The sequence below is a fragment of the Ruegeria sp. CE6 genome (assembly GCF_056537485.1).
Genome location: NZ_JBQFRR010000005.1, coordinates 79,928 through 93,516, shown reverse-complemented (window position 1 = coordinate 93,516; position 13,589 = coordinate 79,928). Strand labels below are relative to the sequence as shown.

Sequence of the window (13,589 nt, the reverse complement as noted above, 5' to 3'; positions counted from 1 at the left end):
AAGGTCGTCCCCATGTCTCGTGTTGGCACACCCCTTTCGCCGCAGCGGCGCCGGTTCCTGCAGGACTCGGCGCGCGCAGCGGGTGGCTGCGTAGCAGCCGGGTCCTTGCTGGCCTGGCTGGCGCGGGACGCACGGGCGTTGCCGGCCGAGGCGTTGCGCCCCCCCGGTGCCTTGCCGGAAAAAGACTTTCTGTCAGCCTGCATCCGCTGTGGTCTGTGCGTACGAGAGTGTCCCTATGACACGCTGAAACTGGCCGAGCTGGGTGTCGATGCGGTGGCCACCGGCACGCCGTATTTCACCGCCCGCGATATCCCTTGCGAAATGTGTGACGACATCCCCTGCGTCGCTGCCTGCCCGACCGGGGCGCTGGACCCCGGACTGGACAATATCGACGACGCCAAGATGGGTGTCGCCGTTCTGGTCGATCAGGAAAACTGCCTGAACTTCTTCGGCCTGCGCTGCGATGTCTGTTACCGCGTCTGCCCCGTCATCGACGAGGCCATTACGCTGGAGACCGAACACAACGCCCGCTCGGGCAGTCATGCAATCTTCATTCCAACCGTTCACGCCGATCATTGCACCGGCTGCGGCGTTTGCGAGAAAAGCTGCGTTCTGCCCGAAGCGGCGATCAAAGTTCTTCCCGCCCGATTGGCTCGGGGCAGCAGCGCCGATCACTACCGCAAGGGCTGGGAAGAGAAAGAAGCCAAAGGCGCGCCCGTCGTCGAAGGTATCATCGATTTGCCTGATCGCCTGCCGGGACCGGGCACCGATAACCTTGTCGCACCGGGCGGGTTTGAGCCCAGATTCAAATTGCCGGAGGTCACTCAATGACCGTCCGCACAAACATGCCGCTGGGGCATGAAGCTATCGCCGCCAAAGGTTGGCTGAGTGCCCATAAATACCTGCTGCTGCGCCGCGCCAGCCAGTTGTTCTTCTTGGTACTGTTCCTGTTGGGCCCGTGGTTCGGCATCTGGGTCGTGCAGGGCACTCTGGCCGGGTCGCTGACCCTAGGCGTACTGCCCCTTACCGATCCGTTTGTCTTTCTGCAAAGTCTGATCGCAGGGCACTGGCCCGAGCTGACCGCCGCCATTGGTGCCGTCATCGTTCTGGTGACCTACGCGCTGGTCGGAGGCCGCGTCTATTGCTCGTGGGTCTGCCCGATCAACCCTGTAACCGACGGCGCGCACTGGCTACACCGCAAGCTGGGCCTGCAAAAAGGCTGGCAGCCCAAACGCGGAACGCGGCTGTGGATCATGGCCACTGTGCTGGTCGTGTCCGGCCTGACCGGCGTTATTGCATGGGAACTGGTCAACCCGATCACCATGCTGCATCGCGGACTGATCTTTGGCATGGGCTTCGTCTGGGCGATGGTCGCCGCGATCTTCCTGTTTGACTTGCTTGTCTCGCGCCATGGATGGTGCGGCCATGTCTGCCCCGTAGGCGCATTCTACGGACTGGTGGGCAGCAAGGCGATGCTGCGGGTCAGCGCCGCCAATCGCAACGCCTGTGACGATTGCATGGACTGCTACGCGGTTTGCCCGGAAAACCATGTGATCTCTCCGGCGCTGAAAGGCAATGACAACCCGCTGATCCTGTCGCCCGACTGCACCAATTGCGGTCGCTGCATCGATGTCTGCGCTGAAGACGTTTTCAAATTCACCCATCGGTTCGACGCCCTGACCGTCGCGCCACCGGAATCAACCGCCGCGCCCCAGCCGCGCGCCTCAAGACCTTTTTGAAGGAGTGAGAAGATGAAAAAGCCGATCCTAGTAGGCCTTGCCCTGATCCCGCCGCTGCTCCTCGGTGGCCTGGCCCTCGCGCAGTCTGCCGGAGTTAACAGCCTACGCGGTGCCGAAGTCGATGAACCCGCCGTCCTGGATCAGGTGCATCGGACAGTCGAAGGCCGTATGCAGCGCAATTATCGCCAGCAGCCGCCGCTGATCCCACATTCGATCGAACAGTACCAGATCGACCTGCGTACCAATCAGTGCCTCTCCTGCCATGACTGGACCAAGGCTGGTGAACGCAATGCGCCAACGCTGTCGATGACGCACTATCTGGACCGCGAAGGGCGAGAGTTGGATCAGATCGCCGGCACACGGTATTTCTGCAATCAGTGCCACGTACCACAGGCCGATGCGCTGCCTCTGGTCGATAACACTTTTGAACCTTCCTCCGGAAATTGAACACAGGTCGAAAAGGAGAGCGCGACATGTCCGACTCCCAAGAAAAACAAGGACTCATCCGGCGCCTCTGGACCTGGTTCTGGAGCCCGATCGCCGTCCTCAGTGTCGGCTTTACACTACTGGCCGGGTTTCTGGCAGGCATCCTGTTCTGGGGTGGGTTCCACTGGGCACTGGAATTGACCAACACGGAAGAGTTCTGCGTATCCTGCCACACGATGGAAACCAATCTGGGCGAATATCGGGAAACGGTCCATTACAATAACGATTCCGGCGTGCGGGCCATCTGTTCCGATTGCCACGTCCCGGACGAGTGGAACCACAAGATCAAAGCCAAGATCATGGCCGTGAAGGACGTCTACCACGAATTGGCAGGCACGATCAGCACGAAAGAGAAGTATGAGGACCATCGTCTTTCCATGGCGTCGGCCGTATGGAAGAAGATGAAGGAATCCGACAGCCGGGAATGCCGCAACTGCCACAACTTTGACTATATGGACTTCACCCTTCAGGAAACCCGCGCAGCCAGCGAACACCAGCGCGCAATCGACACCGGCATGACCTGCATCGATTGCCACCAGGGCATCGCACACAGTCTCCCACCCAATTATTTGGAAACGTATGAGAAGATTGCGAAAGAGGTAGATGGTGAGGTTCTGCAGGAACACGCTGCAGCATCAGGGGACGACATCCGCGCGTTCCTGAACAAAAGCTCGGAACAAGGTGGGGACTGAGATGTTAGAGATACTTGGAACCATCGGCGGTAACGTACTGGGTCTGCCCGGCATTCTGGGTCTGGCACTGGGAATGATGACGCGCCAATACTGGTTGGGTGCACTGATGGGTGGATTGGTTGGCCTAATCGCGCCTCTGCTCTTTGCCGGTTGGCAGATTTCCCACGTTGGAACGATAGCGCTGCTGATCGCAATTATCGTTGGTCTCTGCGCCGGAAGTCTGGGCACCGCCATTCGCCGCAAGGGCGCAACCGTCTGAAGTGGTTGGGCGGGCCCGGCGGCAATTCCGGGGTCACCGCCCCCAGTTTTCCGCCGGATCGCTTTCCGCATAGTCCCGCAAAAGCGCGATATCCGAGATTTCGGCGTGGTTGCGGTTGATCTTCACACCCACCGCCTTGAGCCGCGAAAACGCCCGGCTCAGGCTTTCCGGCTTCATCCCCAGACGGCCTGCGATGAGCATCTTGTCGTAGGGCAGCAAAACCTCGCATCCGCCTTTGTCGCTGTCGCAGAGATTCAACAAAAACTCGGCCACGCGTTGCGCTCCGGTCTGAGCCTTGAGTTGCTCTAGCTGCGCCACCAACGAGTGAAGATGGGTAAAGGTCGCGGCCAGAATAGAAATACCGATCTCAGGGTCCTCTCTCATCAATGAGATCAGGATCGGACTGGGGATATGCATGACATCACAGGCCGATACGGCCTCGGCGGATACAGGATAGGGAACGTTACGCAGAGCTACGGCCTCACCAAAGCTGTCACCACGTTTGAAGACGCTCACGACGGCTTCGGCCCCGGTGGGGGTCATGCGGAACAGCTTGACCCAACCCTCAAGCACGACGTGGATAGCCTGCGCTTTTTCCTCCTGCAGGAATATTGTCTCACCACGGTCATACTGACGCCAGATCGCGTGGCTCAGCAGTGTTTCCACATGCTGTTCCGGTAAACTGCGCAGCAGCAGCGACTGACGTGCGATCGCTTTTTGTGCTTCGTGAGACAAGAGAATACCCCTGTTATTTCCTGCCGGCGCATGGGCGCGGTCGGTCCATCCCTGTTCCACGCTATGCCAGAGCCGGCAGTTGTGCACCATAGTTTTATGTTGCCTAAACTTGACTATTGTCATGTTGCGGCTTGGTTCGCTGCCCTATTCTCGGCTCAAAGCCAGTATTCCGGGGAGCACGTAACATGGACTACGAGCGTTATTTCAGTCAAAGCCTCAGTGACCTTCGGGATGAAGGGAACTATCGTGTTTTCATAGACTTGCAACGTCGCTGTGGTTCTTTCCCGAACGCGCGTCAGACGGATGGATCTATCCAGCGAAATGTGCGGATCTGGTGTTCGAATGACTATCTCGGCATGGGTCAGCACCCATCTGTTATCGATGCAATGCATGACGCATTGGATCGCTGCGGCGCGGGGGCCGGGGGCACGCGAAACATATCAGGCACCACTCACGACCACGTGCTGCTTGAGGCCGAACTGGCCGATCTGCATGGAAAGGAAGCCGCGCTTCTGTTTACTTCCGGGTATGTTTCGAATTGGGCAGCCCTTGGCACTCTCGCCGCGAAAATCCCCGGCCTGATCGTATTCTCTGATGCACTGAACCATGCCTCGATGATCGAAGGCATCCGCCACTCGCGGGCGCAGAAGGTGATCTGGAAACACAACGATCTGGATGACCTTGAAGCGAAACTGGCCGCAGCTGATCCCGATGCGCCGAAGTTGATCGCGTTCGAGTCGGTCTATTCGATGGATGGTGACATCGCCCCCATCAAAGAGATTTGCGATCTCGCCGACAAATACGGCGCGATGACCTATCTGGATGAGGTTCATGCCGTTGGCCTCTATGGGCCACGCGGCGGTGGTATCGCTGAACGAGAAGGCCTCATGGATCGCCTGACGGTGATCGAAGGGACGCTTGGTAAAGCGTTCGGTGTGGTAGGCGGGTATATCGCTGCATCGGCTGCGCTGTGCGATTTCGTGCGCAGCTTCGCCAGCGGGTTTATTTTTACCACCGCCCTGCCACCATCGATCGCGGCCGGGGCCGCGGCCTCGATCCGGCATCTGAAACAATCGAATGCTGAACGCGACCTGCAGAAAGCCCGTGTAGCGCAGGTTCGGGCCCGTTTGGATGCGGAAGGTATTCCTCATATTCCTAACCCCAGCCACATCATCCCGGTGATGGTTGGCGATCCGGTGAAGTGCAAGTTTATCTCGGACACGCTGCTGGAAGAGTTCGGCATCTACATTCAGCCGATCAATTATCCCACCGTACCTAAAGGGACCGAGCGTCTGCGGATCACGCCGTCTCCGGTACATACGGATGAGGATATCGAGCATCTGGTTGGCGCGCTGTCCACCCTCTGGCAACGCTGTCAGATTGCGCGCATGCCGATGGCAGCCCAGTAACCAAGAAGCGCCCCCTAGCGTAATACTTCGCCGTCTCCCCGGAGGCGGCGTTTTTTTTGAGTCAGATCAGGTAGAGGGCGAAGACAATGATGGCAAAGCCCGTCAGCACCATGGTGAAACCTCGCAGCCAGGCCGGGCTGTTTACGAGATCAAGATAACAAGCCAGGATAACGTGACATTTCGCCAGTGCGAGGACCAGAATACACCCCGCCAGAACGGATGGCGGGATGGGCAGCACAGTCAGCAGTGCTGATGCGACGCTGAGCACCAAAAGGGTCAGCCATGCACGTGTGAGCGAATTATGGAGCGCCCTTCGCCAGTATTTGGGAAAAGATGGTGCTGCAGGCATCGGAATTATCCCAGCAGGTAGATCACGGGGAAAAGCATGATCCAGACCAGATCGACCATGTGCCAGAACTGCGCACCTGCCTCAATGTTGCGTGGATCGTCACGCCAGGCGACCAGCAGCAGGATACCGACCCCTGCCAACACATGTGCGGCGTGAAACCCGGTCAGCAGATAATAGAACAGGAAAAATGGGTGGGTCTCATAGGTGATCCCCTGTGCAGCTTTGCCCGCGTATTCCGCACCTTTGATGATCAGGAACACGACACCCAGCGCGGCGGCAGTGATCAAGGCCATTCGAGCCACGCCCCGGCGCGCGATTTTTCGCCACTGCAGCGCCTGCGCCGCCAGATAGCCCGAGGTGACCAGCACCACCGTATTGAGCGCTGCCCCTGTCCGGTAAAGGTGCGATTGAGCCTCGGCAAATCCTGTCGGGTCGGTCAGGCGCACGCCCATAAAGGCAATCAGGCCCGCGCCGAAAACCAGCAATTCCGAGATGATCAGAACCCACATCAGCAGCTCGCCCGGAAGCTCATCGATCAAAGAGGCGTCGCTCATGCTCCAACCAGTTGGCGGTAGATCTGAGGCAGTGCCATGATCAGCCGGTGCGGGTCGGGGATGACGGCGAAGCCGCCTTGACCGAACATGCGCGGGAACCAGCTTTTGCCGGTTTTGTCGATGGTAACGCCAAAGACCGATTGCCCTGCCCGACGCGCCTCGCGCACGGCCATACAAGTGTCTTCGATGCCGTGGCGGCCCTCGTAATGATCCAGATCGTTGGGTTTGCCGTCAGTGATGATCAACAGCAACTGGCGTTTGCGCGATTGGCTGGCCAGATCGGCGGAACAATGGCGGATTGCGGCGCCGAGGCGGGTATAGTGGCCGGGGCGCAGCGAGGCGATGCGCTGTTCCACCAAACTACCCATCGGCTCATCGAAGCGTTTACAGCGCTGCACGTAAACCCGCTGGCGTTTCAGCGAGCTGAAGGCGTGGATGGCGAAATCGTCGCCGCAGGCGTTCAGACCCCAGGCGAGTGCCGCAAGAGCCTCGCGTTCAATGTCGATTACGGCGCGGCCTGTGACGGCGCTTTCGGTCGAGCGGCTGACATCCAGCAGGATAGACACCGCCAAATCGCGCGCCTCGGGGCGCGATTGCATCCAAATACGTTCGGTGCCTTCGCCATTGGCGCAACGGTCTACCTGCGCCCGAACGGCTGCCTCGATATCCAATTGATCACCATCCAGATGACCGCGCGTCATCACGCGGCCCGGGCGCAGCGCCTCGAACTGGCGTTTCACGGCGCGGATGCGGCGGGCAGTGGCGGGGTCTTTGCCGAACTCGGCGGCATCTTCGCGAATCTCGGCATCCGAGGTCAGAACGTTGACATGATCGGGCAAGTATTGGCCGATGCGCACGTCCCATTCGGGATACAAAACCCGTCCCGACAGGCGTTCGCGGTTCACGTCCTCCGGAGCGAGGTCCAGATGAAGTTTCAGTTTGGTCGGCGGCGCCTTCGAGATCTGACCCAAGCCAATCTCTTCCTGATCATCGGCGGCTTTCTTGGCGTTATCAGGATCGTCATCGTCGATGCGCCGGTTGATGTTCAGGAACTCAGCCCAACTGAGGATCGCTTCGAACTTGTGCAGGATGAAACTGTCGCTGCGGTTGGCCTGATCCGATTTGCGGCGGCGGGCACGGTGGGTTTTTTCGCCGGATTCCTCGGGCGGTCCTTCGGTTTCGGGGTTCTCCACTTCGTTATGTTCGGAGAACCCGACCGGGCGCAACTCGGGCCACAGCGGGACAGGCCGGAAATGCTGATAGCCGCGCGGGGCGGTGAGGTCGTCATCCAACGCTAGAAGATGTTCAGCCTTTGGCGACAAAGGCGCGGGGTCGCCCAGCATGTGGCGGACCAGTTCTTCAACCGCTGCCTCGACGGGTGGCAGCCCGGAAATGTCGCGTTGATACAGCACGCCCTTGCACAGCTCGGTATAAAGCGGGCGCAGGCCGGGGGCGTTGTGCAACGCCGCCTCGACCATCTGTCGGGCGGCGACAAGCGCATGCAGGTCGGCGCGCAACGGGTCGTCTTCGTCGATACGAGTTCCGGCATGTGCAGCGGCGGCGGCCAGCCAGACATAAAGCGCACCGTTGGCTTCACGCGCGGGAAACACCGCCAGCCGATCCGGCAAACGCAGAACTTCGCCATCGAACGACGCACGCGGCATCATCTCGGCCTCGGTTGCCAGACGACGACGCCACCCCAGACGGTGGCGCGAAATCTCGGGCGAGACCGGGCGCAATTCTACGCCCGGACTACCCCCAAGTCCTCGAAAGAGGACTGCCAGCCGCCCTGCGACCTCTGAGAGGTCAACCGCGGCTCCATCATGCACTTCAGGTGCATCAAGGCGACTGGCAAGGGTGTGCCACAGTTTCCCGATCGTTTCTTCGGGTTCCCATGGCTCAAAATCGATCCTGACCATCGGCCGGCCTCACCCAAAGACAGCCGTGACAAGATCGAGGAGCCCGCGTTTGATATCCTCATCATCAGTCAGAGGTTCGATCATTGCGGCGAGGATGGCGCGGTCGGTGGACATGCCCTGTGCGATCAGCGTCGCGGCATAAACGACTAGCCGGGTGGACACGCCTTCCTCAAGGTCCTGACCCTTAAGCCCGCGCAACTTTCCTGCAAGGCGTACCAGCGGTTTACAGCGTTCAAGCGGCAGACCGCTTTCTTGCGCGACGACTTCGGCCTCCATCTCGGGCGAAGGAAAGTCGAATTCCAGCGAGATGAACCGCTGCCTGGTCGAGGGTTTCAGGGTTTTCAGGATATTCTGGTATCCGGGGTTGTACGAGGCCACCAGCATGAAGCCGGGCGCGGCCTCAAGCTCTTCGCCGGTGCGGTCGATCGGCAGGATGCGCCGGTCATCGGTCAACGGGTGCAGCACAACGGTGACGTCCTTGCGGGCTTCGACCACCTCATCAAGGTAGCAGATCGCGCCTTCGCGCACCGCACGAGTCAGAGGGCCATCAACCCAGACGGTTTCGCCGCCCTTCAACAGGTAGCGACCGATCAGGTCGGCGGCGGCGAGGTCATCGTGGCAGGCCACGGTGTAAAGCGGGCGGCCAAGCTTGGCAGCCATATGGGCCACAAAGCGGGTCTTGCCGCAACCTGTTGGGCCTTTCAGCAAGACCGGCAGGTCGTTGTTGTAGGCGGCGGTGAACACATCGCATTCATCGCTTTGGGCGAGGTAGAAGGGGGCGTTCGCCGCCCCCTCATTCAGTTTCATGGAGCCATCCATATCCATTACTCCGCAGGGGTTTCAGAGGCACCGGGTTCAATCACCTCTTTCCGGGGCACCCAGATCGAGTAGATGAACAGCAGCGCACCAAGGACCACGACCACACCAGAGCCAAGACGCATCCAGTAGAAGATCGCGATCTGGTCCTGCACGTCCATGAAGTAGTCACCGACCACACGTTGCATGTGAGTCTGCACTGTACCACCGAAGGTCAGGACGAAGGTCATGAAGACCATGCCGCTGGTCATAAGCCAGAACGAGCCCATGTTCAGAACCTGATTGTAGGGATCACGGTTCTTCAGGATCGGCATCGCATAGCTGAAGATCGCCAGGTTGAGGCAGACATAAGCACCGTAGAAAGCCAGGTGACCGTGGGCTGCGGTGATCTGCGTGCCATGGGTATAGTAGTTCACCCCGTGCAGCGTGTGCAGGAAGCCCCAGACACCGGCACCGAAGAAGGCAAGCGTTGCACAGCCCAGTGACCACAGCAGAGCAGCCTTGTTCGGGTGGTCACGACGGCCCTTCCAGACCATGACGAAGGCAAAGGCCATCATCGCGAAGAACGGGATCACCTCGAGGCTTGAGAAGATCGAACCGATCCACTGCCAATAGCCGGGTGTACCGATCCAATAGTAGTGGTGACCTGTCCCAAGGATGCCCGAGAACAGCGCGGCGGCGACGATGACATAGAGCCATTTCTCGACCACCTCACGGTCAACGCCCGTAAGCTTCAGCATCAGGTAGGCCAGGATCGAGGCCATGATCAGCTCCCATACGCCTTCGACCCATAGGTGGACGACATACCACCAGTATTGCTTGTCCAAGGACAGGTTGCCCGGGTTGTAGAAAGCAAACAGGAACAGCAGCGCCAGACCCCAGAGGCCCAGAACAAGGATGCTCGAAATCGCCGTCTTCTTGCCCTTCAGAACGGTCAGTGACACGTTGTAAAGGAACATCAGCGCGGCCACGACGATGCCCGCCTTGACCCATTTGGGTTGTTCAAGGAACTCGCGCCCCTCTTTGCCCAGCAGCCAGTTGCCTTCGAACAGGTTGAAGACATAGGTCACGACCACGCCCAGCGTGCCAACCACAAGAATGATCAACTGCAGATAGGCCAGCTTGGTCGAATGAATCTCGCGCTCGGTCTCTTCGGGGATCAGGAAGTAGGCCGCACCGAAGAAGCCCAGCAGTAGCCAGACGATCAGAGAGTTGGTGTGCAGCATCCGTACGATATTGAACGGCAGAAGCTCACTCAGGAAGTTCGGGAATACATAGATGAAACCGGCTAGCAGGCCGCCGATTACCTGTACCGCGAACAGGGCCATCGCTACTGCGAAGTAGGCGTAGGCGATTTTTTGGGATTCGTATTTCATTGCTCCGTTCCCTTTCTCAGCCTGCCTCGTTGGGCGGCCAGCCCTGCGCATCGATGTTGTCCGTCCAGATCAAGAAGTTGGTCAGATCGCGGATCTCTTCGTCGCTGAGGTTGAAATTGGGCATCTGCCGACGACCGGGAATGCCGGTCGGCTGCGCCTCCATCCAGCCCTTGAGCGCTTCAAAGGCCGATTCCGGGTCGTCCAGCACACCCCAGCGGGTCATCACATTCCCGACTTCCGGCGCGTAGTAGGCGCCCTCGCCCAGGATCGTGTGACAGTTGATGCAGGCATGTTTTTCCCAGACATGTTTGCCCCGAACCACACTGTCATCAAGCTTCGCCGAATTCTCGGAGTTGACGATGTACCAGTGCGAGTGGGCCGACAGGGCCAGGAAGATGAGGATGAAGAACAGTGACCCGCCATAGAATATGTTGCGAGCCATGCTCTTTGTCATGACTTCTCGCATTGCGCTCTCCTTTGCGCAGATTAGCTAGTCTGATGACAATGGCGGGTGGGTCGCAGGGCTGCCTTAACGAAAGTCAAGCATGCCAAAGTAAGCGCGGAATTGGACACCAGTGATCATAATTGCGCCAGTATCACTAAAATGCCCTCAGATTGCCTTGAAAAATAGTACTTAGAACAGCATGTTTCCGGACGTTCGAACAGTTGAAGCGAGCGTTCTCGATTTATTGGTGAATAGAGGTGCGTAGATGGCACCTGAAGCGTGGTGGTTAAAGAATGGCGAACTACTCATACATCGGGTACGCACCCGGCGTTATTACGGTGAATACAATTGGGCCTGATACGATCACCCTGGACGCAAGCTATGACCCCGCGACGGACCGAAGGGTATTCAATGTTGAGGACGAGGCCGGTGGTTTCATTCGAAATGGGTTTGGCCCGCCAGTTCCCGATACCGGGGATGTTTTCAACGGCGACAGATTCAACAACGAAAATGGCGACGACGATACACAGACCGGAACGGTAACAAACCTTGATGGTTCGACAACGTTTCTGAGCGGCGACATCTATCTGGAAGAATCCTACATTCTGACGAATCCCGGCGGTGGGACAATCACTGTGTACCTTGTCGAGGTTGAAGGAACCAACGCTGGCTACATAACCTCTGAGCCCCTAGATCCCGGGGTGACGTATTCGATGAGCGTCGTCAACGTTACACCGAGCAACGCACCGGACACGACTGACCCCGGTTCCATCGTTGATGTTCCTTGTTTCTCAGCCGGAACGCTTATCGCGACACCTGATGGTGATTTCGCGATAGAAACGCTTTCCGCTGGTGACATGGTTGTCACCTTGGATCATGGGCCACAACCAATTCGCTGGATCGGCGCGCGCGCTCTGGATAGGTCTGAATTTGCGCTCAATCCCAAGCTGCGCCCGATCCGAATCACAGCGGGCAGCCTGGGAAGCAACCTGCCGCGACGTGATCTGTTGGTCTCACCGCAGCATCGCATGTTGATCCGTTCGAGTATCGCCGTTCGCATGTTCGACAGCGAAGAGGTTCTGGTCCCAGCCCATAAGCTGGTCGGCATACCCGGCATAACCGTCGACGAGACAGCTCAGGGCGTGGTGTATTTCCATATTCTGTTCGACCGGCATGAGATCGTGTTGGCGGAAGGCGCGCCGTCAGAAAGCCTATTCACAGGCAAGCAAGCCTTGAAAGGAATACAGCCCGAGGCGCTGGCCGAAATTGTTGCGCTCTTCCCAGAGTTAGCTTTGCCAGACCATCAACCAATCGCAGCCCGCCAGATTCCAAAACGCGGAAGACAAATCCATACTTTGCTGCAACGACATATTAAGAATGACAGGGCGTTGCTCCGACCTTCTTGATCTAAGAACCGTTGCTCAGGCCGCTAGACGTGGCCCGGTCAACGCGGGCCACATCGCCACCAGATACAAGACGATGGCGCAGATCCACAGCCCATCTGAGGCCAGCATCGCAACCAGATATCCCTGGTCAAACGCCGACCCGACCCAGCGCAAAACTGCGGCTGCCGCCATCAAACCGTAAGCGATCGCCATGGGTGGCGAGGCCACGAGGGCACGGCCACTATGGCCGAGGGCGGCCCGACTCATCACGGCAAGGGTCATGCCGCCGACGCAGCCAATGCCCAGAACATGCAGCGCCCCGATCTCGCTGCCGAACCCCTGCACTGCCAGCCCCCACAGGATCAGGCCCAGCGCCAGCATGCCCAGCCCCAGATGCAACGCGATCAGGATCGGCTGCCGCAGTGCCCAGCGTGCGCGCCAACGTGCCATGCGCAGGATCTGAGCAACGCCAAGCATCAGCGCGATAGCGCCTGATACAGGTCCGATTCCAAAGACGAGCACGCTCAGCGGCAGTGAAAGTGCAAGCCCCATAGCGGCTTTATCAAACGTTCCTACCGAAATAGGCCAGTTGGATTCGGGCTCTCCCGCGCGTTTCATCGCATTTCGGGTGAAAGCTGGCGTAATGCGCCCGCCAAGTATCGCGATTAGGCTACAGAGCGTCAGCAACCCCGCCCGCAATCCGATGTCCAGCGTATCGCTGGTCACACCGATCCACTCTAAATGGGTTAACAAGTTGGCAATCCAGATCGCACTGAGCAGCAAAAGGAATACCATGTTCTGCGGTTTGGGGCGTCGGATCAGCTGAGTAGCAATCTTTGCCGCCAGAATTGGAACAAAGACCAGATCGAACACAGCGACCAGAACCGGCGGCAGCGCACCGGAGAACCACATCGCTACCCGCCCGGCCAACCAGAGACCTGCGGCCAGCATGATGAACCTGGCGCGCGCCTCTGGGGTCCCGGTCCAGTTGGGAACAGCCGTCAGAAAGAACCCGCCCAGAGCTGCTGTGGCATAGCCAAAGATCATCTCATGCGCGTGCCACATTGGGGGACTCATGGAATAGGTTGGGTCTTCGTATCCGACCAACCCGGTCTGCGTCATCAACCAAAAACCCCACGCGCCTCCCGCGAACAGACCAAAAAGTCCGGCGGACAGGAAAAAGATGCGAAACCCCTCGCCCAATACGCGCGCGATCACTGCCGACATGCCTGTTCTCCTCGGCCTCAATGGCTGTTGGAACAGGTTTAGCAAGGCCGACCAGTGATGGACTTAACCGAAATCAAGCATCCGAAAAACATGTCCCTGAAACTCAGGTTTTCCCTTTGTTTTATGGCTCATTATAGCCCGTCAATTTCCAATTTGCGCGCGCTCCGTTGACTTTCGTCAAGGATGACAAACGCGTGA

15 protein-coding genes are annotated in these 13,589 nt (G+C 58.7%); 7 read left to right on the top strand and 8 right to left on the bottom strand.

Annotation, left to right across the window (positions count from 1 at the left end; genetic code table 11):
* The first annotated feature begins 12 nt into the window (after positions 1-12).
* From napG to ACR0DK_RS18605, 5 genes are read left to right on the top strand one after another with little or no spacing between them, the layout of a single operon-like run.
* Positions 13-831, top strand: a complete 819-nt coding sequence (gene napG, locus ACR0DK_RS18625) for a ferredoxin-type protein NapG (protein ID WP_170737076.1) — start codon at positions 13-15, stop codon at positions 829-831.
* Positions 828-1,739 carry a quinol dehydrogenase ferredoxin subunit NapH gene (gene napH, locus ACR0DK_RS18620; protein WP_480737563.1) on the top strand — a complete coding sequence of 304 codons (912 nt, stop codon included), beginning with the start codon at positions 828-830 and terminating at the stop codon, positions 1,737-1,739. Before napG ends, napH begins: the two co-directional genes overlap by 4 nt.
* A gap of 12 nt (positions 1,740-1,751) precedes the next feature.
* Positions 1,752-2,186: a nitrate reductase cytochrome c-type subunit gene (locus tag ACR0DK_RS18615; RefSeq protein WP_170398181.1), complete on the top strand. Its 435-nt coding sequence runs from the start codon at positions 1,752-1,754 to the stop codon at positions 2,184-2,186.
* Between the two features lie 26 nt (positions 2,187-2,212).
* Positions 2,213-2,917 (top strand): NapC/NirT family cytochrome c, encoded by a 705-nt coding sequence (locus ACR0DK_RS18610; protein WP_170398176.1) that lies wholly within the window; start codon positions 2,213-2,215, stop codon positions 2,915-2,917.
* Position 2,918: 1 nt separating this feature from the next.
* Positions 2,919-3,176, top strand: coding sequence for a hypothetical protein (locus ACR0DK_RS18605; protein ID WP_170408114.1), 258 nt, complete (start codon positions 2,919-2,921; stop codon positions 3,174-3,176).
* A 33-nt stretch (positions 3,177-3,209) separates the two neighbouring features.
* On the opposite strand, the gene ACR0DK_RS18600 is transcribed toward ACR0DK_RS18605, so the two are convergent.
* Positions 3,210-3,911 carry a Crp/Fnr family transcriptional regulator gene (locus ACR0DK_RS18600; RefSeq protein ID WP_170398170.1) on the bottom strand — a complete coding sequence of 234 codons (702 nt, stop codon included), beginning with the start codon at positions 3,909-3,911 and terminating at the stop codon, positions 3,210-3,212.
* A gap of 185 nt (positions 3,912-4,096) precedes the next feature.
* Between ACR0DK_RS18600 and hemA the strand changes: the two genes are divergently transcribed.
* Entirely contained in the window at positions 4,097-5,320 is a 1,224-nt protein-coding gene (gene hemA / locus ACR0DK_RS18595) for a 5-aminolevulinate synthase (RefSeq protein WP_480737560.1), read from the top strand.
* 61 nt (positions 5,321-5,381) lie between these two features.
* Here the strand turns inward: hemA and ACR0DK_RS18590 are convergent, their stop codons facing one another.
* The 6 genes from ACR0DK_RS18590 to ACR0DK_RS18565 are packed head-to-tail and all read right to left on the bottom strand — an operon-like array spanning position 5,382 to position 10,800.
* Entirely contained in the window at positions 5,382-5,669 is a 288-nt protein-coding gene (locus ACR0DK_RS18590) for a cytochrome C oxidase subunit IV family protein (protein WP_480737558.1), read from the bottom strand.
* A gap of 5 nt (positions 5,670-5,674) precedes the next feature.
* Complete coding sequence (locus tag ACR0DK_RS18585) at positions 5,675-6,223, bottom strand: cytochrome c oxidase subunit 3 (RefSeq protein WP_170802503.1); 549 nt, start codon at positions 6,221-6,223, stop codon at positions 5,675-5,677.
* Complete coding sequence (locus ACR0DK_RS18580) at positions 6,220-8,142, bottom strand: nitric oxide reductase activation protein NorD (protein ID WP_480737556.1); 1,923 nt, start codon at positions 8,140-8,142, stop codon at positions 6,220-6,222. Before ACR0DK_RS18580 ends, ACR0DK_RS18585 begins: the two co-directional genes overlap by 4 nt.
* Positions 8,143-8,151: 9 nt before the next feature.
* Positions 8,152-8,961, bottom strand: coding sequence for a CbbQ/NirQ/NorQ/GpvN family protein (locus ACR0DK_RS18575; protein WP_170398158.1), 810 nt, complete (start codon positions 8,959-8,961; stop codon positions 8,152-8,154).
* Between the two features lie 5 nt (positions 8,962-8,966).
* The gene (locus ACR0DK_RS18570) at positions 8,967-10,334 is read right to left on the bottom strand and encodes a cbb3-type cytochrome c oxidase subunit I (RefSeq protein ID WP_170398155.1); all 1,368 of its coding nucleotides are present in this window, start codon (positions 10,332-10,334) and stop codon (positions 8,967-8,969) included.
* A 16-nt stretch (positions 10,335-10,350) separates the two neighbouring features.
* Positions 10,351-10,800 carry a c-type cytochrome gene (locus ACR0DK_RS18565; RefSeq protein WP_170398152.1) on the bottom strand — a complete coding sequence of 150 codons (450 nt, stop codon included), beginning with the start codon at positions 10,798-10,800 and terminating at the stop codon, positions 10,351-10,353.
* Positions 10,801-11,072: 272 nt separating this feature from the next.
* Between ACR0DK_RS18565 and ACR0DK_RS18560 the strand changes: the two genes are divergently transcribed.
* Positions 11,073-12,185 carry a Hint domain-containing protein gene (locus ACR0DK_RS18560; protein WP_480737550.1) on the top strand — a complete coding sequence of 371 codons (1,113 nt, stop codon included), beginning with the start codon at positions 11,073-11,075 and terminating at the stop codon, positions 12,183-12,185.
* 15 nt (positions 12,186-12,200) lie between these two features.
* On the opposite strand, the gene ACR0DK_RS18555 is transcribed toward ACR0DK_RS18560, so the two are convergent.
* Positions 12,201-13,391 (bottom strand): NnrS family protein, encoded by a 1,191-nt coding sequence (locus tag ACR0DK_RS18555; protein WP_480737548.1) that lies wholly within the window; start codon positions 13,389-13,391, stop codon positions 12,201-12,203.
* Between the last annotated feature and the right edge of the window lie 198 nt (positions 13,392-13,589).